17 protein-coding genes, 2 tRNA genes and 1 pseudogene are annotated in these 26,641 nt (G+C 37.1%); 9 read left to right on the top strand and 11 right to left on the bottom strand.

Features of this window, described 5'->3' with window-relative positions; all coding sequences use genetic code 11:
* Positions 1 to 522 precede the first annotated feature (522 nt).
* Positions 523 to 1,329 (top strand): KilA-N domain-containing protein, encoded by an 807-nt coding sequence (locus tag AC0UMU_RS03375; protein WP_473979866.1) that lies wholly within the window; start codon positions 523 to 525, stop codon positions 1,327 to 1,329.
* A 59-nt stretch (positions 1,330 to 1,388) separates the two neighbouring features.
* The gene (locus tag AC0UMU_RS03370) at positions 1,389 to 2,150 is read left to right on the top strand and encodes a class I SAM-dependent methyltransferase (RefSeq protein ID WP_022389598.1); all 762 of its coding nucleotides are present in this window, start codon (positions 1,389 to 1,391) and stop codon (positions 2,148 to 2,150) included.
* A 93-nt stretch (positions 2,151 to 2,243) separates the two neighbouring features.
* Here AC0UMU_RS03370 and AC0UMU_RS03365 read toward each other — a convergent pair.
* The 7 genes and pseudogenes from AC0UMU_RS03365 to ilvD all read right to left on the bottom strand — a co-directional run.
* Positions 2,244 to 2,594: pseudogene (locus AC0UMU_RS03365) on the bottom strand (MobV family relaxase); the annotation flags it as partial.
* 334 nt (positions 2,595 to 2,928) lie between these two features.
* Complete coding sequence (locus AC0UMU_RS03360; protein ID WP_288641799.1) at positions 2,929 to 4,509, bottom strand: pectate lyase; 1,581 nt, start codon at positions 4,507 to 4,509, stop codon at positions 2,929 to 2,931.
* A 464-nt stretch (positions 4,510 to 4,973) separates the two neighbouring features.
* Positions 4,974 to 6,020: a ketol-acid reductoisomerase gene (gene ilvC / locus AC0UMU_RS03355; protein WP_009317742.1), complete on the bottom strand. Its 1,047-nt coding sequence runs from the start codon at positions 6,018 to 6,020 to the stop codon at positions 4,974 to 4,976.
* Positions 6,021 to 6,071: 51 nt separating this feature from the next.
* Positions 6,072 to 6,821, bottom strand: a complete 750-nt coding sequence (locus AC0UMU_RS03350; RefSeq protein WP_009317741.1) for an acyl-[acyl-carrier-protein] thioesterase — start codon at positions 6,819 to 6,821, stop codon at positions 6,072 to 6,074.
* 4 nt (positions 6,822 to 6,825) lie between these two features.
* On the bottom strand, positions 6,826 to 7,374 hold the full coding sequence (ilvN, locus tag AC0UMU_RS03345) for an acetolactate synthase small subunit (RefSeq protein WP_009317740.1): 549 nt from the start codon (positions 7,372 to 7,374) through the stop codon (positions 6,826 to 6,828).
* A gap of 13 nt (positions 7,375 to 7,387) precedes the next feature.
* The gene (ilvB, locus tag AC0UMU_RS03340) at positions 7,388 to 9,097 is read right to left on the bottom strand and encodes a biosynthetic-type acetolactate synthase large subunit (protein WP_009317739.1); all 1,710 of its coding nucleotides are present in this window, start codon (positions 9,095 to 9,097) and stop codon (positions 7,388 to 7,390) included.
* A gap of 30 nt (positions 9,098 to 9,127) precedes the next feature.
* The gene (gene ilvD, locus AC0UMU_RS03335) at positions 9,128 to 10,957 is read right to left on the bottom strand and encodes a dihydroxy-acid dehydratase (protein WP_278716178.1); all 1,830 of its coding nucleotides are present in this window, start codon (positions 10,955 to 10,957) and stop codon (positions 9,128 to 9,130) included.
* Between the two features lie 496 nt (positions 10,958 to 11,453).
* Between ilvD and tamL the strand changes: the two genes are divergently transcribed.
* The 3 genes from tamL to AC0UMU_RS03320 all read left to right on the top strand — a co-directional run bounded on the left by tamL (position 11,454) and on the right by AC0UMU_RS03320 (position 15,442).
* Positions 11,454 to 13,775, top strand: coding sequence for a translocation and assembly module lipoprotein TamL (gene tamL, locus AC0UMU_RS03330; protein ID WP_022389594.1), 2,322 nt, complete (start codon positions 11,454 to 11,456; stop codon positions 13,773 to 13,775).
* Positions 13,776 to 13,862: 87 nt separating this feature from the next.
* Positions 13,863 to 13,936, top strand: a tRNA-Arg gene (locus tag AC0UMU_RS03325).
* Positions 13,937 to 14,818: 882 nt separating this feature from the next.
* Positions 14,819 to 15,442: a DUF975 family protein gene (locus AC0UMU_RS03320; RefSeq protein ID WP_022390049.1), complete on the top strand. Its 624-nt coding sequence runs from the start codon at positions 14,819 to 14,821 to the stop codon at positions 15,440 to 15,442.
* A 107-nt stretch (positions 15,443 to 15,549) separates the two neighbouring features.
* Here AC0UMU_RS03320 and AC0UMU_RS03315 read toward each other — a convergent pair whose 3' ends face one another.
* The 4 genes from AC0UMU_RS03315 to AC0UMU_RS03300 all read right to left on the bottom strand — a co-directional run bounded on the left by AC0UMU_RS03315 (position 15,550) and on the right by AC0UMU_RS03300 (position 20,187).
* Positions 15,550 to 16,926, bottom strand: coding sequence for a GDSL-type esterase/lipase family protein (locus AC0UMU_RS03315; RefSeq protein ID WP_278716175.1), 1,377 nt, complete (start codon positions 16,924 to 16,926; stop codon positions 15,550 to 15,552).
* A gap of 46 nt (positions 16,927 to 16,972) precedes the next feature.
* Positions 16,973 to 17,659 carry an SGNH/GDSL hydrolase family protein gene (locus AC0UMU_RS03310; protein WP_022389532.1) on the bottom strand — a complete coding sequence of 229 codons (687 nt, stop codon included), beginning with the start codon at positions 17,657 to 17,659 and terminating at the stop codon, positions 16,973 to 16,975.
* Between the two features lie 199 nt (positions 17,660 to 17,858).
* On the bottom strand, positions 17,859 to 19,100 hold the full coding sequence (gene cls / locus AC0UMU_RS03305; protein WP_288641807.1) for a cardiolipin synthase: 1,242 nt from the start codon (positions 19,098 to 19,100) through the stop codon (positions 17,859 to 17,861).
* A gap of 496 nt (positions 19,101 to 19,596) precedes the next feature.
* Entirely contained in the window at positions 19,597 to 20,187 is a 591-nt protein-coding gene (locus AC0UMU_RS03300) for a hypothetical protein (protein ID WP_022389870.1), read from the bottom strand.
* 340 nt (positions 20,188 to 20,527) lie between these two features.
* Here AC0UMU_RS03300 and AC0UMU_RS03295 point away from each other — a divergent pair.
* The 4 genes from AC0UMU_RS03295 (at position 20,528) to AC0UMU_RS03280 (ending at position 26,416) form a co-directional block, all read left to right on the top strand.
* Positions 20,528 to 20,600: transfer RNA gene (locus AC0UMU_RS03295), tRNA-Lys, on the top strand.
* A 97-nt stretch (positions 20,601 to 20,697) separates the two neighbouring features.
* A complete protein-coding gene (locus AC0UMU_RS03290) occupies positions 20,698 to 20,952 on the top strand; it encodes an Arm DNA-binding domain-containing protein (protein WP_278716172.1) in 255 nt (84 codons plus the stop codon).
* 159 nt (positions 20,953 to 21,111) lie between these two features.
* Positions 21,112 to 23,319: a glycoside hydrolase family 3 C-terminal domain-containing protein gene (locus tag AC0UMU_RS03285; RefSeq protein WP_278716170.1), complete on the top strand. Its 2,208-nt coding sequence runs from the start codon at positions 21,112 to 21,114 to the stop codon at positions 23,317 to 23,319.
* Positions 23,320 to 24,265: 946 nt separating this feature from the next.
* Positions 24,266 to 26,416 carry a T9SS type A sorting domain-containing protein gene (locus AC0UMU_RS03280; protein WP_288641774.1) on the top strand — a complete coding sequence of 717 codons (2,151 nt, stop codon included), beginning with the start codon at positions 24,266 to 24,268 and terminating at the stop codon, positions 26,414 to 26,416.
* Positions 26,417 to 26,641 lie beyond the last annotated feature (225 nt).

Below are 26,641 nucleotides of genomic sequence, written 5' to 3'. Positions count from 1 at the left end.
TTTGTATATGAAAATTTAAACAGGCTCTTAGAACCTGTTTAAATTTTGCTCAAGTCAGATTCGAGGATTTCATTCGAGTATGTTTTCTTGTTTTTATGAGTATGATAGCAGATTATCATAATAAAAAACAGATCGAAAGAAAACTCAAAGAAGATATGGTTGAATTTCCTACATTGGAAAATTTAGGTCCTTAGAAAAAGAGAAGAACAGCCGGAGATTTATATATCGGCTGTTCTTTTTATTTTAAATTTTCATCGGTTAGATTTAACCGATTGAAGAATAAACTTTTAGCGTAGTATTTGAGAAATAGAGGTAACGAATTAGCAACCGTGCAATTTTCAGCGATTAGCGGTGCTATGCTGTTAAATAACTCTTTGCATTTACAAAGGTATAATAATTATTCAGGAAATAATGCCTACTATCAAAAAACTGCATCCTATCTTTGTAAATAGTCCATTAAAAAGAATGCAATCTCACAAATTATAGCGACCTTTGTGATTGAAAATCAACGTATCAATTACAATGGCAAAAATTACCGTTCAAAATACAGATATTAGCGTTGTCAGGTACAATGAAGAAGACTACATTAGTCTTACAGACATGGCAAGAAGCCAACTGCAAGAGCATATTATCTTCCGTTGGCTTAGCCTTAAAAGCACTATCGAGTATCTTGGCGAATGGGAAATGTTGTATAATCCCGATTTTAATTGTACCGAATTCGGTACAATTAAAAATGCGGCAGGAAGCAACAATTTTGTGCTTTCGGTGAAAACGTGGATAGAACGGACCGGTGCAATTGGCATTCGTTCTAAGGCTGGTCGCTATGGTGGTACGTATGCACATCGGGATATAGCATATCATTTTGGTATGTGGATTTCTCCTAAATTCCAATTACTTCTTGTTAAGGAGTATCAGCGGCTAAAGACAGAAGAACAAAGGCTGCTCGGTTGGTCAGCGAAACGTGAATTGTCGAAAATCAACTACCGCATACATACTGATGCCATAAAGCAAAACCTTATTCCAATGGAAGTCACACCGATACAAGCAAGCATTATTTATGCCAATGAAGCCGACGTGCTGAACGTGGCAATGTTTGGTATGACAGCAAAACAATGGAGAGAAGCGAATCCCGAGCTGAAAGGAAATATCCGTGATTATGCTACTATCAATGAACTTATCTGTTTGTCGAATATGGAGAATCTAAATGCTGTGTTTATCGAACAGAACATGTCACAAAGGGAACGTCTTGTTAAGCTAAACCAAATAGCTATCCATCAAATGAATATATTGGAAAGTGATGATAATCAAAATCGTAAGCTGTTGAAATAAAGAATTGAAGAATCTCTTTACAGATAAGCATTGTAATGTTTTAGCAATCAATAAAGAATATGAATACCGATTATAAAGTTGGTGATTTTATTTATAATGCAGATATTTATGACGGGTTGAATAATTCTCTGTTCGATTTGGAATTCTACAAAAAATGGCTACCTCAAAATAAAGATGCCAAGATACTTGAACTCTGTTGTGGTACGGGTAGACTTACGATTCCAATAGCAAAGGATGGGTATAATATTAAGGGAGTTGATTATACTTTATCCATGCTTGAACGGGCAAAGGAGAAAGCATTTCAAGCTGAGTTAAAAATAGATTTCATTGAGGCAGATATTAGAGAATTGAACTTAGGAGAAAAATTTGATCTTATTTTTATTCCGTTTAATTCAATCCATCATTTGTATAAAAATGAGGATTTATTTGATACGTTGAAAGTCGTAAGAAATCACTTGAAAGAAAAAGGTTTGTTTTTATTGGACTGCTTCAATCCTAATATCCAATATATTGTTGAAAACGAGAGGAAGCAACAGGTTATTGCCGAATATACAACCAATGATGGAAGAAAAGTATTAATAAAACAAAGCATGCACTATGAAAGCGCATCTCAAATTAATCGTATAAAGTGGCAATATTTTATTGACGATAAATTTCATTCAGTCCAAAATATGGACATGAGATTATTCTTTCCTCAAGAATTAAATTCATACCTCAAACAAATTGGATTTAATATTGTCCATAAATTCGGGGATTTTACAGAGGGCGAATTTGATGACAATTCAGAGAAACAAATATACATTTTGGAACTTAAAGAGTAAGGGCAAAATGATAAAATCATAGACAAAATACAACAAAAACACTGTTCTTCTAAAAATTGTAAGCAGTATTTTTGCCTTCTGTGAAATGAACGGTTACAACTTCATCTCTCTGTCTTTTCTTTGCGGTTGTATAGGTCGGCGTATGTTCTGCCTTAACTTCTCGAACTGTTCCTTGAACCACTCGGCAATGGGTTTTCGGTCAATGGCAAGAACTAATTTCGTCCCGTCCGTGGGGTCTTTCAGCACTTGAAACCCTGCCTTTTCGGTCGTGAATTTCCGTCCGTGTTCCTCCGAATAGAGTTCCCCTGCATACTCCAACGGCTTTCCCTTGACGAGCATTGCGGTCTGCCTTTCATCAAACCCGACAAGGCGGCAGAGGTTTTCGATACGGAGCATTTCACGGAAATAGGGAAACCATGCCGTCGCCTTTGCGATTACCGTTTTTCAACTACGCATAGCTCACTCCTTTTGGGGGTTACAAAATTAGTTGTTAGTGAGTTATCGATAGCTATGTGAATCGATGCAAAACGTAGAAACAGAACATTTTAGTAAGAAATATGTACCCGTTACGGGAGTAACGAGGTGGTAACTGAACTTCTGCACCGTTTGGCTTCGAGGTGGTATTTCGTTGGCTCTGCCCCCCATAGAAAAACAAAGCGTAACGAACGCTGTATCAGCTAATTCGCTACGCTTTGCCCAAATTTACTTTTTCGCTATGTGTTTATTTTAAAGTTTATCTGGATTTTTCGAAATTAATGTTTTCGGCAATTCCGTTTTATTATTTATTCTGAGCTTCTGTAATGGTCTCTACTAAACTATTGAGGTAAACTTCTATATCGGTATATCCCGAACTTAAAGTGTGAGCATTAGGGTTATTGTAACTATTCGGATTCAGGCCTACTTGTTTTTCCCATTCATCGGGCATACCGTCACCATCTGTATCGACCGGAGGCTCGGTACTGTTTAGTGTCGGCCAGCCACCTACTGTTTCTTGTGAATCTATTATACCCGGATAGTTAGCTCCGCTATAAGTGGCTGTACCATTCTTTACTTCGTTGATAATTCTTTTGTCGACAGCGTCGCGAACTAAAGAACATCCGGCATATTCGCATACACGGGTGTATGCATTTTCTGCCGAATGAGTAGTGACTTCGGTGGCATCTCCCATATCGGTAAACATGACAGAGGATTTGATAGAGGAAATTGTTCCACCCGGAAGCGAATAATTTCTTTCATCGGGATGTACGCCGATCCAGTTGTCATTACATACGTTATTTGCTTCTTGAGCAGTTGATGTAGTTGCTCCCATGTAGTTCCCGTTGATGTAAAATGTACCCCATTGACCGCTCATTTGCCCGTTGCTATATTCCCCTAAATCTGCATTCGGTGCAAATATTCGGTATTTTACGGTCGCAGAGCTTTTTTCGGTCGCAGGTCCTGGTTTATAATAATTGTTTACCAGATTATAAGATCCTCCTTCTCCGGCATAACTGCTGTTTCCTCTCCAGTTATAAATAACGTTATTTCTGAAATCGACCTTTTCAAGATCGGGTAGGGCAGACATCCGGCTACCGTTGAAACGAGGGTTACGGCTGTCATGGTGCGCTAACAAGTTATGATGAAACGATGCGTTTTTACCTCCCCATATTCCTCCGTAACCGTGAGCTTCCTTGCTGTGCAGTGAAAGTCTGAGGCTTTCCGAAATCAAACACCATTGCATTGTGAAGTTGGTATTGTCATAAAATGAGGCACATTCATCTACACACCAACTGACAGAGCAATGGTCTATCATGATGTTTTTTCTTTTCGTTCCCCCGAAAGCATCCGCCCCGTCAGCATAAGTAGGGTCTATTTTGCCTGCTGCAATATCCTCTTTCATTTGAGCATCACCTAATCTGAATCTCATGTAACGGATAATTACATTATCAGCTTTTATCATTACTGGATATCCGGCAAGGCATATTCCATCACCCGGAGCTGTTTGTCCGGCTATGGTTACGTCTCCGTTTTCGATAGATAGTTCTTTTTTAAGTTTGATTGTTCCTGATATTTTGAAAATGATAATACGAGGTTCGTTTCGAGACAAAGCGTACCTTAAGGTAGTGTTGTCGCTGAGTTCATCATTAAGAGAAGTGACATAGTATATTTTTCCGCCTCTTCCTCCTGTCGTATTGCGGCCAGCTCCTTCTGCACCGGGAAAAGCGTAAGCCGTTTCTTGTATTTGTGTATTATTATTGCCATTCCCTGATGTGTCTATATTACCTCCGGCAGAAAATGTTTCGTTATCTTTTCCACAAGAAATAAAACATATCGATGCACACAATAAAATTTCGGATAAAGTCATTTTTCTTGTTTTCATAGTTTTTTGTATGGTGTAATATTTTTATTGCTATATTATATTTTTAAACACAACAAATTTAGTCCGGAGTTTTTTGAGATAATAGGATTAATTGACATAATTGTGGCCATTTTTTTCCACATAAGCGGATTTTTTGTTTTTAGATAAGAAAGGTTGTTATGTAGAACGAATTATAAGACAGTCAGTTAAAGATTGTATGTTTGAGAGTTTGTTTTAATTTCCCTTGGAACGGTACTGAGAGTTCTTTTTGGGAATGTTTTTTGTTTTTCATGAAATTACTGGAAGGAAAGTATAATATAGGACATGTTACTTGCCAGATAATAGGTGGGATATAGTAATATACAAATTTTATATCTTCCTTTCTTGGTATGGAGTGGAAAATAGAAATTATTTATATAAAAAATACAAGAAGCTGTCTCAAAAATTTTAGAGTTCAGCTTCTTGTATTTTTATGAAATGTTGAACTAGTTGTTTTCTGGACGTAATTTACGTACTACCATACCGGCTTGCCACATTTCACTTTCACGAAGTTCTTTCAGTTCTTGATTTAAACCTTCACGATAGTTCGGTTTACTATTGGTATCGATAGAGCGTTGAGCCTCATTTCCTTTAGCGACTTCGCTATATAATTCTTCAAATACGGGTTTAGTTGCATCACGGAATTTTTTCCACCAGTCGAGAGCTCCTCGTTGAGCTGTGGTAGAACAGTTAGCATACATCCAGTCCATTCCGTTTTCTGCAATCAGTGGCATCAAAGATTGAGTAAGTTCCTCTATTGTTTCGTTAAAAGCCTCAGACGGAGTGTGTCCATTTGCTCGCAATACATCATATTGAGCAGCGAAAATACCTTGGATAGCACCCATCAGAGTACCGCGTTCTCCGGTTAAGTCGGAATATACTTCGCGTTTGAAAGTTGTTTCAAACAGATAACCTGAACCAACTCCGATTCCTAATGCAATGACTTTTTCTTTAGCTTTTCCGCTTGCATCTTGGAATACGGCATAGCTTGAGTTAAGACCACGTCCTTGAAGGAACATACGGCGCAAACTAGTTCCAGAGCCTTTAGGTGCAATAAGGATTACATCGATATCGGCAGGAGGAATGATGCCTGTACGTTCTTTGTATGTGATGGCGAATCCGTGTGAGAAGTAGAGGGTTTTACCTGCAGTCAGATGTTTTTTTACTTTAGGCCATACTTCGATTTGTGCCGCATCGGAAAGCAAATATTGAATAATGGTTGCTTTTTCACAGGCTTCTTCGATCTCAAACAATGTTTCTCCGGGAACCCATCCGTCTGCAACGGCTTTATCCCATGTTTTAGAATCTTTACGTTGTCCGACGATCACATTAAATCCGTTGTCACGAAGATTCAAGCTCTGACCGGGACCTTGAACACCGTATCCGATAACGGCTATGGTTTCATTTTTCAAAACTTCTCTTGCTTTTTCCAAAGGAAATTCTTCGCGGGTTACAACATTTTCTTCAACACCGCCAAAATTCATGATTGCCATAATGTTTTAATTTATAAAGTAGTTAATGAAATTTTTTGTATATATTCTTTACTAATTACGTTCAGAAAATTCTATTCTTCCTCGACATATAGTTTCTCCACTGCTGTTTCGTATTTCCGATGTATAAATATTTTCTGCAAGTTGTTCACGATAAAAACTCAATTTGTCACCATAACGGGCTTCACTGATATAATTGATCTCAAACCTACGAATAAAATTTTTGTCATACATATCCATCGAGAACATATCGAGTATATGTTCGATATATTTTACACTGTTTATGTGACGATTAATGTCTATATCGCTGTATCGAATAGGATAGATGATCGGATTTTCATCGTTTACCGGTTTTATTTTTGATTGCGGGGCAATCGGACAATCTTTCTCCCCTACATTGTTCTCGATATGGCGGAATGTAGTAATATCTACCGAAGTACGATTTTGTATATCTATAACTGACCAGATAGAACGGGCATATCCGTATAGTTTTCCATCGGGACTGCTGAAACAAAAATTTCGCGCAGAAAAATGTTTATTGTAACTTTCGATCCATGTTTCTATTTTGTATTTATCGTAAATACCCGGATAGGAAGACATCTCTATTGCCAGTCTGGCCAGTACCCATGCCCGATTTTCTTTGATCAGGGTACTGTATCCTACTCCCCAGTTCTCTGCATGATATGTAGCTGTTTCAAGTATTCGTTTGACCAATAAGGTCAATGGAATTTCCTGTTGTGCATTTCCTTCGGCAGGTTCTAAATCATAAATATATGCCGCTATCTTTTTCTGTTCATTCTCCATAATGTTATTCTTTGGTAGAGAGACGTCGACACTCTTGTGCTTCGAGAAACAAACTTACATGTTCTACGGTCGATTTGGTGATTGCAACACGTCCTGAACGGACAAATTGCATAACTCCGAATTTACTCAATTCTTCGAACAGTTGTTGAGTCTCCTCCGTGTGGCCTGATTTTTCTATCACTGTATAAGTTCGGTTTACTTCCAGAATTCGGGCGTTATGGCGGCGAATAAGTTCTTCTATTCCGCTATCGTCCAATAATTTTTCTGTTGCGACTTTGTAAAGAGCCACCTCTTGGTAGAATATTTCGTCTTCGGTATAGAAGAATGCTCGGAGTACATCAATGCGTTTTTCTATTTGTTGTACGACTTTTTGTATCGTATCTCGATCGCTGTTTGTCGTAATGATAAATTTGTGTATCCCTTCGATTGCTGAAGCAGAAACAGAAAGACTTTCGATATTCAGACGGCGGCGACCGAAAATAATCGATATCTGATTTAGAAGACCGACTTGATTTTCTGTATATACCGTTACTGTATATAATATAGATTCCATATGCTTCGTTCAATTAATATTTTTCAGTACTGTTTAATAAAATATCGGTAACGCATCCGCCTGCAGGAATCATGGGGAATACCATGCCTTCTTCTTCTACAGCGACATTTAATAAGTATGCTCCTTTGTGGGCGATCATTTCGGCAATGGCTTCGTCTAATTGAGAACGGTCTGTAACATCGCGTCCTTTGATGCCGTATGCGGCTGCTATAGCCTTGAAATCAGGATTAAGCATGTGCGTTTCGGAATATCTTTTTTCGAAAAACAATTCTTGCCATTGGCGTACCATGCCTAGGAAATTATTATTTAAGATGATGATCTTTATATCTGTCCCTGTTTGCATGACTGTACCTAACTCTTGAATGGTCATCTGAATGCCTCCGTCTCCGGTAAAAAAACAAACGGTACGTTCGGGTGCTCCCATTTTAGCTCCGATGGCTGCGGGAAGACCGAATCCCATAGTTCCTAAACCTCCGGATGTAACAATGCTTCGCGTACGAGTATAATTAAAATATCGCGCTCCCATCATTTGGTTTTGTCCTACATCGGTAACCAGAATGGCGTTGTTGCCTGTTGCTTCAGAAATCTTTCGGACTACTTCACCCATTTTTAAAGCTCCGTTTTCGGGATATACTTCCGGACGGACGACTTTTTCATATTCGGTTTTCTCACAGATTTCAAATTCCGATAGCCATTCGGTATGTTTATTTATATTAACTTTGTCGAGCAGCTCCGAAAGTGTGGATTTTGCATCCCCTAATACAGTGACATCTGCATGAACATTTTTGTTGAATTCTGAGGGATCTATATCGAAATGGATCACCTTTGCTTGTTTCGCATATGTGTCTAAACCTCCGGTTACCCGATCGTCGAAACGCATTCCTACAGCAATGAGAAGATCACATTCATTGGTTTTTATATTCGGACCGATATTCCCATGCATTCCCAACATCCCTTTATTTAGACGATGGGCGGTCGGTATTGCGGACAGTCCTAATAATGTGCAGCCTGCAGGAATGTCGGCTTTTTCCATTAATCTCAATATTTCATTTTCGGCATGGCTCAAGATGACACCTTGCCCTATCAGAAGCAGAGGCTTTTTTGACTGATTGATTAATGTTGCCGCACGGTTTATTTCCTCTTTGTTAATTGGGGGATAGGGATTGTAGCTTCGTATGAAATTGCATTTTTGATAATGAAATTCAGCTGTTCCTACTTGCGCATCTTTGGTGAAGTCCAGTACTACAGGCCCTGGACGTCCCGAACGGGCAATATAGAAAGCTCTTGCTACGGCCCAAGGAATATCTTCGGTACGGCGTATTTGATAACTCCATTTGGTAACCGGTTGAGTAATTCCTACGACATCGGTTTCCTGGAAAGCGTCAGTACCTAATAGTGAGGAACTGATTTGTCCGGTAATAACAACCATGGGAGTGCTGTCTACCATGGCATCGGCTACTCCTGTAATGATATTTGTTGCTGCCGGACCAGAAGTTACCAACACTACACCTGTTTCACCGGATACTCTGGCAAAGCCTTGAGCTGCATGAGTCGCTCCTTGTTCATGTCTTACCAAGACATGTTTTAGCCTGTCTTTGTAATTGTGCATACAATCAAAAACCGGCATGATAGCTCCTCCGGGATAGCCATAGATCAGTTTTACATTTTCTTCTAATAAAGAACGGATCAAAGCTTCTGATCCTGATATTTTATCTGTTGCCATATAAATATTTTCTGCAAAAAATTATTGCTTTTATTCTATAATACGTACCGCTCCTTTATCGGCCGAGCTAACCATAGCTGCATATGCTTTTAATGCTTTAGAGATATTCCGTTCTCGCTTTGCCGGAGTAAAAGCTTTTTTCCCTCGAGCTTCTTCTGCAGAGCGGCGTTCGGCTAATTGCTCGTCACTTAGTTTGACATTGATCGTACGTTTCGGGATATCGATTTCGATAATATCTCCATCCTTGACAAGTCCGATATTTCCTCCGGCTGCCGCTTCTGGAGAAATGTGTCCTATCGATAATCCTGATGTTCCTCCGGAGAAACGTCCGTCGGTGATCAGAGCGCATTCTTTTCCTAAATGTCTAGACTTTATGTAAGAGGTCGGATATAGCATCTCTTGCATGCCGGGCCCACCTTTCGGACCTTCATAAGTGATGACGACAACATCACCTTTTTTGACATCACCCTTTAAAATTCCTTTGCAGGCCTCTTCCTGTGATTCGAATACTTTGGCTTTCCCGGTAAAGTGAAATATGCTTTCATCTACTCCGGCTGTTTTTACAACACATCCGTCAATTGCAATGTTCCCTTTGAGTACAGCAAGACCTCCGTCTTTTACGTATGCGTGTTCAAAATCCCGAATGCATCCGTTGATGCGGTCATTGTCTAAAGAGTCATACCGGTTGTCTTGAGACCCCATTTTGAGATTATATTTGTTACCGGGTGCGCTTTTCCATAGTTCGGCAGCTTCTTCTGTGTATTCTGACCCGTCGATGGCATATCGGGCGATTGCCTGTTCCAAAGTCAGACCATCGACTCGATGCACATGGGTGTCCAATAATCCCTGTTTTGCTAATAAACTCATAATGGATAGAATGCCGCCGGCACGATTTACATCCTGAATATGATAATGTGAGTTGGGAGCGACTTTGCAAAGTACGGGTGATTTGCGAGATAGACGATCTATATCGTCCATTGTAAAATTGACACCGGCTTCTTGAGCTATCGCTAATAGATGTAGTACTGTATTGGTAGATCCTCCCATAGCAATATCGAGAGTCATAGCATTAAGGAATGCATTGCGTGTGGCTATGCTGCGGGGTAGTACCGATTCGTCTCCATCTCGGTAATATTTGTAACAGTTCTCAACGATCTGCGCTGCTGCTTTGATAAATAATTTTTCTCTGTTGACATGGGTAGCGACAATAGTGCCGTTACCGGGAAGTGCCAGACCTATGGCTTCGTTCAGACTGTTCATGGAGTTTGCCGTAAACATCCCAGAACATGAACCGCAAGTCGGGCAAGCAGTACGTTCTACTTCAGCAACTTGCTTATCACTTATAGTTTCGTCTGCCGATTCTATCATCGCGTCGATAAGGTCAAGAGAACGCCCGTTTAGGTTACCGGCTTCCATAGGGCCTCCGGATACGAATATTGTCGGGATATTAAGCCGCATGCTTGCCATTAACATACCCGGGGTGATTTTGTCGCAATTACTGATGCAAACCATTGCATCTGCCTTGTGGGCGTTTACCATATATTCGACACTATCGGCGATAAGATCACGAGAAGGGAGAGAATATAACATACCGTCATGTCCCATAGCAATACCGTCATCGATCGCTATTGTATTGAATTCGGCTGCAAAGCAGCCTGATTTTTCAATCTCTGTTTTGATTTTTTGTCCGATTTCATGCAAATGTACATGTCCCGGGACAAATTGTGTAAACGAATTAACAATAGCGATAATGGGTTTTCCTATCTGATCTTCTTTCATCCCGTTGGCCCGCCATAATGCTCTTGCTCCGGCCATTCGGCGTCCTTGTGTGCTGGTTGCACTATGCAATTGATGTTTCATTATTCTTATCGTTTTATATACAAAAAGACCTTTCTACTATATGAAGAAAGGTCTTTTTACTTTATTTTATTTATGCTATTCACATAAAGTAACTACATACCTTTCTTCTTTCACTCCCACACGACGACATCGAGTAGAGATAAACCAAGAAGGTTAATGATATGTAGAATAATACTAATCATAATCGTTATTTGTATTACATTGTCATTTTGTATTACGATGCAAAGGTATAGCTTTCATTTTATATTCCAAATAAAATAGTAGAAAAAAAACATTGATAGTAAAAAAATATCATATATAGTCCTGTTTTAATGATAAATTATTATAAAACAAAGAACGATGAATTTTAAATTTAGTATTGGACTAAATAATTGAAAACTATGTTTTATTGTTGATAACATAATTTTGAGTTGTTAATTTTGTGCATAAAACAATATTTCTGTACGTTTGTAAAGAGATTCTGAAATTACATCTGCTCCTCGGATAAGGTAAAAATATGAGATACTTCCGCTTTTTATTTTGTTTGTTCGGTTTATTGCTGGTTGCATCTTGCAATACGACTCGGCATGTAGGAGAGGGGCAATATCTTTTGAATAAGGTGAGTGTAACTTCTGATAATAAGAATGTGAAATCATCGGAGTTAAAATCGTATGTAAGGCAAGAACCTAATCATAAAACTTTTGGTTTAGTTGGGCTTCCTTTGTTTTTCTATAATCTTTCAGGAGACAAAGATACTCGTTGGAATCGGTGGCTGAGAAAAGTCGGGACACCGCCGGTGATTTATGATCCTGACTTGACAGAGAAGTCACGTTTAGAGATTACGAAAGCATTACGTAACCGAGGATATGAAAATGCCGTGGTGACGGTAGATACTATTGCCCGGAAAAAAAAGATGAAAGTCCGTTACCAGGTTAAGCCGGGAAAACCATATCATATTGAAAATATAACTTATAATATTCCTAATGATAGCATTGCCCGTATTATATTAGCTGATACTTCGGCTTTTCTATTGAAGAAAGGGGCTATTTTTGATCGGAACTTGTTGGAGCAGGAACGTCAGCGTATTTCTACGTTGTTAAGAAACAGGGGATATTATGCTTTTAATAAAGAATATATTACCTATACGGCTGATACGACGTCTCGAAATTATGAAGTGGATCTGGAACTGAATCTTATGCCTCCTTTGTTGCAGGATACCACTCGTTCGGATATGGTATTCAGCAAGCATGAAGTATATCATATCCGGAATGTCTATTTTATGACCGATTATAACCCGATGAATATCGAGCAAGATTTACGTTTCAATGTAAAAGATACGGTCGATTATAAGGGCTTCAGGATATTTTATGGGAATAAAAAATACTTGACGCCTGCAACTTTAGTGGAAAATTGTTATATACGTCCCGGAATGCGTTACAGTAATAGGGCGGTCGATAACACATTTTCTGCATTTGGTCGTCTTCGGGTAGTAAAATATGTCAATATACAATTTCACCCTCTCAATATTGACGGAGATCCTGTATTGGATTGTTATATTTTGTTGACCGAAGGCAAGCCTCAGACGATCTCTGTAGATGTTGAAGGTACTAATTCGGCAGGAGATCTGGGTTTTGCGCTTGGTTTGACGCATCAGCATCGGAACATGTTTCACGGGTCGGAAACATTTACGACCAAATTAAGAGCAGCTTACGAAAGCCTTTCGGGGGATTTGGGAGGGCTTTTGAACGATAATTACCTTGAGTTGGGTGCGGAAGTCGGAATTTCATTTCCGAAGTTCCTTTTCCCTTTTGTTAGTCCGACGGTACGTCGGCGTATGCGTGCGACAACCGAATTCACATTGAATTTCAACTATCAGCAACGTCCCGAATATACTCGGGTAATTGCAGGTGGCGGATGGAATTATAAATGGTATAGTCATAATAATATGTATCGGCATCATCTCGACTTGGTAGATATCAGTTATATTTATTTGCCGAAAACGACCGAGCGGTTTATCAGTAATCTTGATAGTATTGCTTCGAGTAATCCTTTGTTGAGGTATAGCTACGAGAACCATTTTATTATGCGTTCTTCCTATGTTTTTTATCAATCAAACTTGAGGCCGGGAGTAAAGAAAGTTTCCGGAAATATTTACACTTTACGAGCTGCGGGAGAGATAGCCGGTAACTTGTTGTATGGTATATCTAAACTTACTAGACATAAGCCGGGAGAATATGGAGAATACAGTATATTGGGAATTCGTTATGCGCAGTATGCAAAAGCCGACTTGGATTATGCTTATACTATTTTGTTGAATGAGCGTAATTCGCTGGCATTGCATGTAGGGGCAGGAATCGCAGTTCCTTATGGAAATTCTGAGATGGTACCGTTTGAAAAGCGTTATTTTTCGGGGGGAGCTAATAGTGTGAGAGGTTGGTCGGTCCGAGGTCTTGGCCCGGGACGTTACAGAGGAACGAATCCTATGACGGATTTTATGAATCAATGCGGGGATATTCGATTAGATATGAATGCAGAATATCGCAGTAAATTGATTTGGAAACTTGAACTGGCTGCATTTTTAGATGCCGGGAATATTTGGACAATACGTAATTATCCGTCACAACCCGGAGGTAAATTTCAATTGAAATCTTTTTATAAGGAGATTGCGATGGCTTATGGCTTAGGTATGAGACTAGATTTTAACTATTTTATTTTACGCCTTGATTTGGGGATGAAGTTGTATGATCCTTCAGTTGTGAATAAAAGTAAGTGGGTGATTTCTTATCAAAATTTTAATCGGGATGCGACATTGCATTTTGCTGTAGGATATCCCTTCTGATGGTTGTATATAAAAATACATTTGTCATATTTGGAAATCCGATAAAAAATATTACCTTTGCATCGCTTTTGAATAAAAAGTAAGGCCGGTCGGGTAGCTCAGCTGGATAGAGCAACAGCCTTCTAAGCTGTGGGTCCTGGGTTCGAATCCCAGCCCGATCACCGAAATAATAAGCAGTTAGTCGAATGATTAACTGCTTATTATTTATATGTTTTCTTGCAATTCTTTGTTTTGGACTGGATTTGCTATCACAGTTAAAACTCGATGAATGGCAATAATAAGTGTAGATCTGCCAATTTTTTTACTTTTACAGGTAGTGAATTACTGATACTATATTTAATATTTTCTATACTTACAGGAATGGCATTATCAAAACTTGATTCCCCTTTTATCGGTATTGCCGATTTTACAGATTCTATTTTTACGGGAATTTCGGTATTGTGTAATTAACACCGATGATATGAACGTCAACGCCTCCATCGTTTAATTGTTTTAATGTTGTGGAAGCGGCTCTAAGGGTAGGAATTACTCCATTATTTTTGAAAATCAGAGTGATTAGACAAATAGCAATAATAGTTAAAGTACTTTTGGTATATAAATTTATTTTCATAAAAGTAGAATTTAAATAGTTGTTTTATAGCTTTGTTTCTTTATTAAAATTAATATAATCTTTTTTTTAGATTAAAAAAGTTGATGATGCTATTTTTTATATTGAGCTTTTAGTATTGAAAATTTTACTTTTCTGTTTTCTTTTTTTAAGAAAGTCTGTATAGGTTTTTTGTATAAATTATGAATATCTGTTCATTTGTATTCTAATTGGAATTGTTTTTGCTGTAAAAAACACTTTTTGTTTATATTAGATTTAATATAAATATTCTTAAATTGCTATTAATAAGGAATTTATCCTATTTCATGTTTGAATATTTATTGTTTGTATAATTAAAAATTTTTTTTCTGTATAAAAAAAATGTATTTTTGTTCATTATAATATCGAATACACAGATATAAACATTATTGGGGCTAAATCATTTAAAATTGTAATTATGGAATCATTTAAATCTTCTATTTTTAAAGACAAAGCTTTGAAAGCTCTTTCGGGGAAATGGAAGCCATCTGTTATTGTTTCGCTTGTGACTATGCTTATCATAGGGGGAAGTATTGCATTCCAGCACGTTTCAGTGCTGTTATATTATGCTGTTTTTTGGCTTTTTGGAAGTATAGTTTCTATCGGGTGTGCGTATGTCTTTCTTGATTTGTATCGTGATAAAAAAGAGCCTCGAGTTGCCGATCTCTTTACTCCTTTTCGACAATACGGACGTATTGTTACCTGTTATATTCAGGTGCTAATGTTTACTATATTATGGTCGTTGCTTTTGTTTGTTCCGGGAATAATAAAGGGATTATCTTACTCAATGTCTTATTTTATATTGAAGGACCGTCCGGAACTATCTCCGGCAGAAGCCATAAAAGAAAGTATGCGCTTGATGAACGGTCATAAAGCCGATTTGTTTATTTTACAGTTGAGTTTTATTGGCTGGACAATACTTGGTCTCATTACCGTTATCGGATTTATCTGGGTTATTCCTTATATAAATACCTCTATTGCCGCATTCTACGAACAATTGAGGAATAAAGATACTGGGTCTTTGAATACTGTTACAGAATAAAATAGAATTGAAAAATGGTCGAAAATAATGGTCCTCAAAAAGTTCTCTATTTAGCTTTTTGAGGGCCATTATTAAAATTTGCCATATTTGTTTGCATCAGAAAATGCTTATTTTGTGTATTTGAGAATAAAATTGACAATGGGTGTCGGATCTGTCAAACTGTGTGGATGGTGTCCGCAACCGAGTTTTGTGATTACTCTAACTGTGCCTCCCAGTTCTAAGTAACGTTTTCTGATAATATCCATGTGCTGTTCGAAGGGTACAGCTTCATCGCTGTCACCGCAAACGCTGATAATCGGAATATTTGCCTCTGCCAAAGCTTTGAGCCTGTAAATAGATTTTCCTTTATCTTCAGTCATTTGATTGTCTTTTAAATTCCATTCCTTCAATACATCGTTCCATAATTTTTTATTGTCTCTTCCAGGCCATAAAAAAAGATCACATAAAGGTGCATCGACATACAGACATGCTACTCGGTCGGTATTTTGTGCAGCCCAGTTGAACGCAAAGAATCCTCCTCTGCTGAACCCCTCGACGGTTACTTTGGAGGAAAGTTGATAAAAATCTCTCATATAGTTGCAAAATTCAGCTCCTAACTTTACGGCATGAGGACTTCCGTATAAATGAGTGAGATCATAATAGGCGACATGAAACCCTTTTGCTAACAGAGCAATATCTACGCTGGGAAATGCTGCGAAAAACGCCGGTCGCCATATCCAAGGATTTCCCGGAGCAGCTTTTTGGGGAACTACTACGATGGCGTTACGGTTTTTAAATTTGAAATCATATCGATCATATCGCTCCCATTTGCTTTTTATTCCGGGAAAAGCTTGCATAGTATGGTATTGCTTTTCATTTTTGATGCTTTCATAAACTGTTTCTGCAATGATAATTGCTCCTTCGGGGTTTGGGTGTATTTTATCCGGAAAGAGATTTGGCATATTATCGGTCGCTGTATGTATATCGATGACAGGTAGCTTTTTTTCTTGTGCGATTTGTCGGATGATGGGTATGATTCCTTTGGTTATGATACTGTCATTGATACCCCATTGTATTCCATAAGCTTTTGCCGGAGTGCATAGATATATTTTAGGCTGGGATGAAAGAGCCTGAAAATCTTGAATCATTGTTTCCAAATCAGATTTGAAGTCATTCTTGTATTTCCAGTTCTGAGGCTTGGAGTCATTCGTCCCTAATTTGATAATGACTATGTCCGGTAAAAATTTTAAGGCATCCCGATATGTTTTTTCTTTCATATAGGGATTATCGCCTTTGTTTATAATAATACGTCCGCTGATCCCGAAATTACGCACTAAATAGTCTTTTCCCAGCATTTGGTTCAATACAGACGGATAACTATCTTTATCTCGGTTTTTTATACCTGATCCTGCGGTTATGCTATTCCCGATACAGGCAACTTTTATTTGTGTATAAGCTGTCGAATATAGAAATACAATAAAGGCAAATAATACTATTTTTTTCATTGTGTGTGTTTGTGTATTAATGAAAAATATTTTCTTTAAGTTCTTTTTATTCACTCAAAGATTCTAAAATTTTTTTTGCAACTTGTTCTGCAAGTACTTGATAGCCTTTGTCTATAGGATGCACACCATCTCCTCCGATAAAATATTCGGGATGGTCGAGTATTAGATTGAATAAATCGTTGGTTTTTATATCTTTTGCTTTTGAAATATGTTTTTGTGCTATTTCATTTCTGGTAACAATGCGAGCTACTCTTTCTTCGAGCCGTTCGCAGTATTTCCCTGTGCGTATAGGTGTGGTTGTAGCCCAAATCAGTTTCGCATTCGGTGCATTTTTGCGAATAGCCTTGATCATGTCGGGAAATGCTGCATCATATTCGTCTTCGGTATATTCCCAGCCGTGTAATCCGTTATTGAAGTGTACTAAATCGAATTTCCCGTAACTCATTATCAGATTTATTTCTTGAATGAGTGCCGGATCTCCTAAACTTTTGGAAGTTGTTAATCGCGCTACATAAGCTTTCCCTTTGAGTAATTTTTCAACTTTAGGATAATATCCTCGTGTAATGGAGTTTCCGATAAGCAATACTCTTGGTAATTTGTCATCGTTAGTATGTGGTAACCATACATCTATCCATTCTACTGTTTCTCGTTTAGGTGTAATTTTTTTCGCCTGAACCGAATTTGCTGTAAAAATAAAAATCGCAATGATAAAAATGATCTTTGAAAGTTTCATGGTTTTGTGTGTTTAATATGTGTGTTTTATGAAAAGAAAAAATGTACTATAAAATGATAAACAAAATTATCTTCCTTTATCTGAATATGAAATACCTTTCTGTTAAATAAGTATAAATTTATAAATTCAAAAGCTCGATTTTGTAAAGATTGGTTGATTTCTTATCTCGGTATAGGTAATTGCAGGAGTTAAACAAAGTTTACAGGAATGGAGTGCACATTTGAGCCAATAACCCTACAAAACGTTTCCATACCGATCTTTTTCTCCATTCTTCCAGTGTAAGCATAGTGCAATTTTGCTTGTCTTTTTCAAAAATTTCAGAGAGTTCTTCTGTTATCTCTTTATCAAAAATGAACGCATTTACTTCATAGTCATATCGTAAGCTTCTACTGTCGAGATTCGCTGTTCCTACAGTACAGAAAGTACTGTCTATCATCATGATTTTAGAATGATGAAATCCTCCGTTATATAAGTAAATATGAGCTCCTTTTTTCATTAGATTATGGGCAACACGAATCGAACCTTCAGGTGTAAATGCGATATCTGCTTTTGCGGAAATCATGATTTCTACATTGATCCCGCGTTTTAATGCCGATTTTAAAGCTTTTCTTATAGAACGAGTAGGTAAAAAATATGGATTTACAATTTGTATATTCGATTTTGCTACGTCGATTGACTTTGCATAGGTTTGTCTTATTTGTTTTGGCGATTTTTTCGGAGTTCGATCAACAATAGCTATCGATTTACCTTTATGAAATGTTGTATCTGAATAAATGGGAAAATAAGCTGTCCCGCAGATATTCTGTTTAGTAGTCTTATTCCAGATAGAAAGGAATATCTCTTGCAGATAATGTGTGGCTTTTCCCTCGATGCGTACATGCATATCCCTCCATTCTCCTATTTCCGGCAAGCCTTTAATATAATAGTCGGCAATATTCATACCTCCGACATAAGCGATTGTTCCGTCTATAACAGCAATTTTCCGGTGATCTCGATGAAATACGTGGTTTATATAGGGAAAGCGTAGGGGGTCGAAATGATAAATTTCGATTCCTTTTTTACGTAAATTCTTTAAGTGTTTTTTTTTCAATGGTCGGCTGTTTGACCAGTTTCCGAATGCGTCGAACAGAGCTCGTATTTCTACGCCTTCTTGAGCTTTATGAGCCAGTAAGGTAAAAAGTTCATTAGCAATAGAATCGTTGCGGAAATTGAAGTATTCAAGATGTATATGATGTTTGGCTTTTTTTATAGCAGAGAATAAATCATCAAATTTTTCTTTTCCGCTTTTAAGCAAATGAATTTTATTATCTGTTGTAACGGGAATGTCGGCATCAGATAAAAATTGAATTACTGCCGAGTCACTGGTGATGGTATCTGATGGTTTTGAATGAAAAAATATTGTATCTTGTTGGGCATATAAGTTGTTTACAAATCCGAACATGATGATTGTCAGGAAAAAGAAAAATCCTTTTTTTAGATAGTCTGCAGTTAGAATTATGCGATAAATAAAATGATAGATAAAAGACATGTTCAGATTTGTATTTGGGTAATTCGTTTTTATAAAAAAATTATTGTTCTAAAGTTTATACATAAATAATAAATAGTTTGTACGATAGCTAGAATTAAGAACCTGTTCAAAAGTTTATCCGGAATGAAATAAACCTGTTTCGGATTATTTAAAAAAGAGAGAATAGCCTCTTGTTTTAAGTTTTAAGAGTCTTTCAAAATTCTAAAATTATTTTGTTGTAATAATTAGAATATTCTCATAATATTTTCTTTTGGAAAAAAAGAAATAGGCTCTTAAATTATTTTACGAAATTACCTAAAAATGTAAAGATTGTCAAGCCGCTATTTTATTATTTCTACTAAAAAAATTGTCAAAATCTTTCTTTTTATGGCCTTTTCCCCCTTTTTTCAAAAAAGGAGGATTCTGTTATTTATGGAATCCAATTTACGATTCCATTTACAGGATGTTTTTTTCTCCATTCGATAAAATCAGAGTAATTATCTATTCCGTTTTCAATTACGGCTTGATAATATTCTATTCCCATGATTTTTTCCGTATCTGGAGTTTCGTTCTTCAGAGTTAAAATGGCTAATTTTTTTTCAGGGGTAAGAGCTGCACAAATGTTGTCGGCAACTTTTTCAAAATAGCCATCATATCGAGATCCTTTTAAAATATGGATCATGTCTATTTGCCACAGGTCGTTATCTTTATCTATATACCAAGCATGCCATTCGATGCAATGTTCCTCTGTATCGATAAGATTGTTGTATTCGATTTTTGTTATAGAAGGACTTTGGGCTAATTGTGCGATGGCCTTGAAACTGTCATGGATGTTAAGTTGTGTGGTGTAAATATGAAAGTCGATGTCTTTATGTTTTAGGAGCAGGCCCATTCTTAAAGAACCGACCAGATTGATTTCTGCCCCTATCGACTTCCATATATTTATTATGTTTGTTTCTTCTATGATGTTTTTTGCTCGTTTTTGATTTTTTTCGGCGAGGGCAAATATAGGGTTCTCCATATTATATTTTTAGTTAGTAAAAAGCAAATATAATATTTTGAAAGAAAATATCGAAGTCATGTTTTCTATTATGCGATTAGATCAATAGAAAGAAATCCAAATTGATGTTATTAAGCTATTTGCTTGTAATTAATCAGAGAGATGTTAGAGGAAAGTAAGATGAGAAATTTTTTTTGTATTATATGTGTATAACTGTTTAAAAAATAAGTATGTATGTTTTATACATGACTTTTATATTTGAAAATGTATCGGAAAGTGATAAAAAAGTGCATGGATAATTTGCAGAAATAAAAATAAAGCGTACCTTTGCAACGCATTTGGAAAAACAAATGCCCGCGATGATTCGCTAGCTCAGCTGGTAGAGCACAACACTTTTAATGTTGGGGTCCTGGGTTCGAGCCCCAGGCGGATCACTTGAAAATCAGAGAGTTACACCAAAGTAACTCTCTTTTTTTATGCCCAAATTGCGCTGGTTTACATGGTTCAGTTAAACCGAGAGTTAAACCAAGAATGGAAGCAACAGTTAATGTAACGTGCTACAAATCAAAAGTCTTAAAGAATAGCGAATCACCGCTTATGGTGAGAATCTGTAAGAATGGAAAGAAAAAGTACAAGAGTTTAGGAATCTCTGTCAATCCTGCACATTGGGACTTCAAGAAGAACCTGCTTAAGCCCAAATGTCCCAACCATGAAGCATTGTTTATTATAAACAAGAGGATTAGCGTTTTTATTGAAAATTTGGTACTTAAGTATCCCGGATTCTAATCTGTTTATTTATGCCTTTTTTAATTTGTATTTAATCGAGATGTTTTTATTTCTTTAATATAGAATCGTGATCTTTGTGAATGTAATTTTTTGAGATTATAAATTAATGCTATTTTTGCATATCTTGAATTTTAATCATCAACATAAACACTATCATACATGAAAAATCAAATTTTTTATTGCGTTTTATTTGTTTTATGGGGTTTTTGCGCTCATACGGGAAAGGCTCAGAATACTTTTCCGTTTCAAAACCCTGATCTCTCTTTCGAAAAAAGGGTAGATGATTTGGTATCTCGGTTGACATTGGAAGAAAAGGTCTCCCAAATGTTGAATAAAGCTCCGGCTATCGAGCGTTTGGGTATTCCGGCCTATGATTGGTGGAATGAATGTTTGCATGGCGTTGGACGTACACCCTATAAGGTGACGGTATTTCCACAAGCCATAGGTATGGCTGCTACGTGGGATGATGCTTTATTTCAAAAAGTTGCGTCATCTATTGCCGATGAAGGCCGGGCTATATATCATGATGCCATATCGAAAGGAATTCATGAAATTTATCATGGATTGACTTATTGGACTCCGAATATTAACATTTTTCGAGATCCGCGTTGGGGAAGAGGGCAGGAGACTTACGGAGAAGACCCTTATTTGACCGGAACTTTAGGAAAAGCTTTCGTCAACGGTTTGCAGGGTGATGATCCTAAATATTTAAAAGCATCGGCATGCGCAAAACATTATGCCGTGCATAGTGGTCCGGAAATTTCCCGGCATTTTTTCAATACAGAAGTGAGCATGTATGATTTGTGGGACACATATTTACCTGCTTTCAGAGATTTGGTCGTGGATGCGAAAGTGTCGAGCGTAATGTGTGCTTACAATGCTTTGGCCGGTCAGCCGTGTTGTGGAAATGACCTTTTAATGCAGGATATTTTAAGAAAACAATGGAAGTTTACCGGTTATGTGACATCTGATTGCGGAGCTATTGATGATTTTTTGAAGCATAAAACTCACGCCGATGCTGCTCATGCTTCGGCTGATGCCGTATTGCATGGAACAGATCTTGAATGTGGGCAGAATATATATGTAAAACTGGTTGATGCCGTGAAACAAGGACTTATTACCGAAGCTCAGATCGATGAATCGGTAAAGCGCCTTTTTATGACCCGGTTCCGTTTGGGCCTTTTTGATCCTGCAGATCGGGTAAAATATGCCGATACTCCGTTGTCTGTTCTTGAATGTGACGAACACAAGGCATTGGCTTTGAAAATGTCCAGGGAATCGGTTGTGTTGTTGAAAAATGACAATGTATTGCCTTTACGCAAAAATTTAAAGAAAATTGCTGTTATAGGCCCGAATGCCGATGACTCGACTGTTGTATTGGGAAATTATAACGGCTTTCCCTCCAAGGTGATTACTCCGCTGGAGGCAATACGTTCGAAAGTCGGAAAGCGCACACAAGTCATTTACGATAGAGCGATAGATTGTGTGAAACCTTCGGATGAGAAAACCTTAAATGCTTTGATAGAACGCTTAAAAGGTGTAGATCAGGTGATCTTTGTAGGGGGAATATCTCCTCGTCTTGAAGGTGAGGAATTGCCGATCTCGGTCGATGGATTTCGAGGTGGAGACCGTACGACAATTGCTTTACCTGAAGTACAGACTGAATTGATGAAAAAAATGAAAGAGGCGGGTTTGCCGATTATTTTTGTGATGATGACGGGTAGTGCTTTAGGTATAGAATGGGAATCTCAGAATATTCCTGCTATTCTGAATGCATGGTATGGCGGTCAATTTGCAGGACAAGCAATTGCAGATGTATTATTTGGCGATTATAATCCTTCGGGGAAGCTGCCTGTTACGTTCTATCGTTCGGATAGCGATTTGCCGCCTTTCGGAGCGTTTTCTATGGCAAATAGAACTTATCGCTATTTCAAAGGTGAAGCGTTGTATCCATTCGGCTTTGGGTTAAGTTATACGATGTTCGATTATTCTGTACCGCAAGTCGTATCCGGGGGAAAAGTCGGTGAGCCGATAAAAGTTTCGGTAAAAGTTAAAAATATAGGGAAGAAAGATGGGGATGAAGTTGTCCAACTGTATCTTTCTCATGAAGGTGTGGAAAAAGCTCCGATTACGGCTTTGAAAGGATTTAAGCGAGTTTATTTGAAAGCAGGAGAAGAAAAAACGCTTTCGTTCGAGATTTCTCCGAGAGATATGTCTTTGCCGGATGATAACGGGATCATAACTGTATTTCCGGGTAAGAAAACAATATACGCAGGAGGAATGTCGCCTACTTCTGAGGCTAAGTCGAAAGGATTGGTAAAAAGTTCTGTATGCCAGATTACAGGAGATGCTTATGTAATAAGATGATTGGGTTTTAGAAGTATAATTTGTAACAGATTCTGAGGCGGTCAAAATGACCGCCTTATTTTTTGTTTAGACAATCTGTTTTCTATTTTTTTTGCTGTCATGAGGCTTTGTTTGTCTTTCTTATCGAGGCTGAAAATACTCTTAAAAATAGATATATTGAGAAACAACTTCTGTTATGATAGGACCAAAATATATAAGAGTCTGCTATAATACTCATTATTTCCTTTCTGTTATTTAGTTAAAAATAGATGTTTGTTTTTGCTATGTTCATTAATAGTAAAATCGGAGTGCTTCTGAAAAATATCGGAAATAGAATTCTTAATGTATAGATATACTGACAGAGAAGACATGCTAAATATTTTTTTTAATTCGAATAGAAAAATGTTTATATAAATCATGTGAAAGTTGTCTGTTAAAAATGATATTGAATGAACTGTGATTATAGATTTATTCATTTCTTTGCCTTACTCTATTAATAGTTTTGTAATATTATAGAAATGCTGATAGAAGTTTTTTGTAAATTATTTTTGATAGGTAATTATTTGAAATATTGAATAGTTTTATCCTTGGTATAAAAATCTTGTATACTTATTTTTTAAATATTGATTTATTTGTATTTTAATTGATTATGATAAAATTAATTCATATTTACTGCATATTTTAATTGTTTTGACGGATTTAAATTTGATTTGGAGACCTGAAAATATTTTCATTGATTTCTTTGTTTAATTATTTTTTAATCGCTAATTAATATGAAATAAAGAGGTGAATTAATACTTCAGATATACTTTTGTTTCAGAAATAGTAGGCAATAATAGGATTTGCTGAAAATTTACACTGTGGGTTTTGAATTTGAAAAATGTAATAGTTTTTTAATATGATAGAAAGATTGATCTTAAATCAATAATAAATTAATAACAAATTGTAGAATTAAAACTTGATTATCATGAGAAATGTAAGTACTCTGAAAAGGATAGCACTTGCTATTTTGTTTGCAGGTCTTTTTACTTCATCTTATGCTGATGCCAAGAAGTATTATTTGTCACCTGAAGGTAGTGATGATAATGATGGATTGACAGAGGCTACAGCTAAGGCCTCGGTTAGTGGTGTAATTACTGAAATTTATAAAAGTCCGACTTTGGCTCAAGATACAATGGGGCATACACCTGTGGAGGTTTATGTAGACGGAATTATCGATATTACTAAAGAACCTTCAAAATCGGGGGGATGGAGAGATATTATCGGTAATGCGGGAGATTACGCTACCGGTTATCCTCAATCGTTAAAAGGTCCTGATGGAGTAGAGCGTGAATATCGCACATGGAATGCAAACGGTGGAGATATGGGTGTATTATTTTTGGATGTACCGATGACATTTATCGGGAAAGATACCGTGACTTGTGGGTTTACCGGAAGTGATAGAAGTCGTATATTTCGGATTGACGGAGGTTTGAACGGTGGAAAACATTCTTTTAAGAACTTGCGTTTTACGAATGGTAAAGGCGCTAGTGATACAGGAGGTGCTTGTTATATAAGAAGTATAAGTGTCGATTTTGAAAATTGTTTTTTTACGGGGAACAAAGTCCTGACTCGTGGTAATGACAACAGTAATCAAGGAGGTGCTATGGTGATTATTGCAGCAAACATCAATATGGATAATTGTGAGTTCCGTCATAATTTCGGTGGTCTCGGAGGTGCTATTTCTTGGCAGGGCGGTGGTGCTGTTAATATTACAAATACACTCTTTTATGCTAATAATGCTACTTGGGTGTCGGATGATGCAGGAGGTGGTATTTGGGGAATTCCCGATGGTTATGGCGCAGCGAATAAAGGCGGTGCAATAGGTATTTCTTTGAGCAATGGAAAGAATAATAAATTGCATGTAAAAAATTGTCGTATGGTCCATAATGGAGCTAATGATTCCGGTGGTGCTATTTATTTTGAAGAAACAGGGGCTGCCAATAATGGAGCGGAGACTCCTATCACATTTGAAAATTGTGTTATAGCAGATAATTTTGCAATGTCGAGTTGGAATGGAAACGGAAACGCCGATGGTGGAAAGGGCGGAGGTGCTATTTATATGCACAATGCTGTTCCTAATATGCAAGGATTTTTTGTAAAGTTTAATCTGGTAAATACAACGATTCTTTATAACTATGCGCAAGGTGCAGGTGGTGCTATTCTTTGTAAATATGGTCGGTCGACTAATGAGTTTAATATTATAAATTGTACGATAACCGAGAATATGAGCGGAGCTCTTAACGGTAATGGATATGATGCCGCGGGGATACGCACTCTGGATGCAGACGGAGACTTGTCGCCTCAAGCAATGAGAAAGAGAATTTGGAATAGCATAATTGAGAACAATCACGCATCGAATCCAGTGCAACTTAATGATGGACGTCCCGATCTTTATTATGGAGATGTTAATTTCCAGAATTCAAAAAATAAAGATGTTGTAGCCAATTTGGATTTGAGACGTTCATGGTTGGGGCGCATCTCTTTCGGCGGTCAATATGCGTTAGTAGGAACTTCTGCTGATGCGGCTATTGCTACAGAAGAAGAATTGGCTAAGTTGAAAGAAGAAAATCGCTGGAACTATTCCTCTAATGGAGAGCTTAAAGCAGGATTTTCACTTTGGGATAATTTTGACTATTATATTGATGAAGGATATCTGTTTTTACCTTCCGATAATGAAGGTTTGACTTTTGGAGAAGGTCGTTTGTTGCAGGCGTTTGATGTAACAACAGATGGGCGGAATTTGGAACGGAAATTTACAGATGGAAAATGTGCAATTGGAGCTATCGAACAAGATTCGGAAGTATATCCTTCGGCTGTAGATAAAAGTATTGTATCTGATTCTGAATTGAATATATATTATGCAGATGGAAATATTCATGTTATCGGTATTTCTGAATCATCAGTTGTTAAGATCAATATATATAATATGTCTTCTCAATTGCTATCTTCTGCTACTAAATCTATAGAAGCGGGAGCTTTTGCTCAAGAAGTTCCGGTAAACTTGTCTTCTGGTATTTATGCGGTACAGGTTATTGCAGGAAATCAAGTAAAAAGTATTTTAGTTAGTGTAAAATAGTTAGTGAGTGCTGGAAAATAGGAGTGTCTGGAAATTTAAACAGACACTTCAATTTTCTAATTTTAAGATTTTCTTGATGCCATGGAAGTCAGATTTTGTAAGAAAAATAGATTTTGTTATATCTGATATTTTTAAGAAAATTCCTGTTGAACTTATGCTTTTTGATCTTTGTTACGCTAAAATTTTTTTAGCGAGGAGATATACACACATTTATTAAATTTATTT

Source organism: Coprobacter fastidiosus, from assembly GCF_982245605.1.
This window is presented reverse-complemented; position numbering and strand designations above follow the sequence as displayed.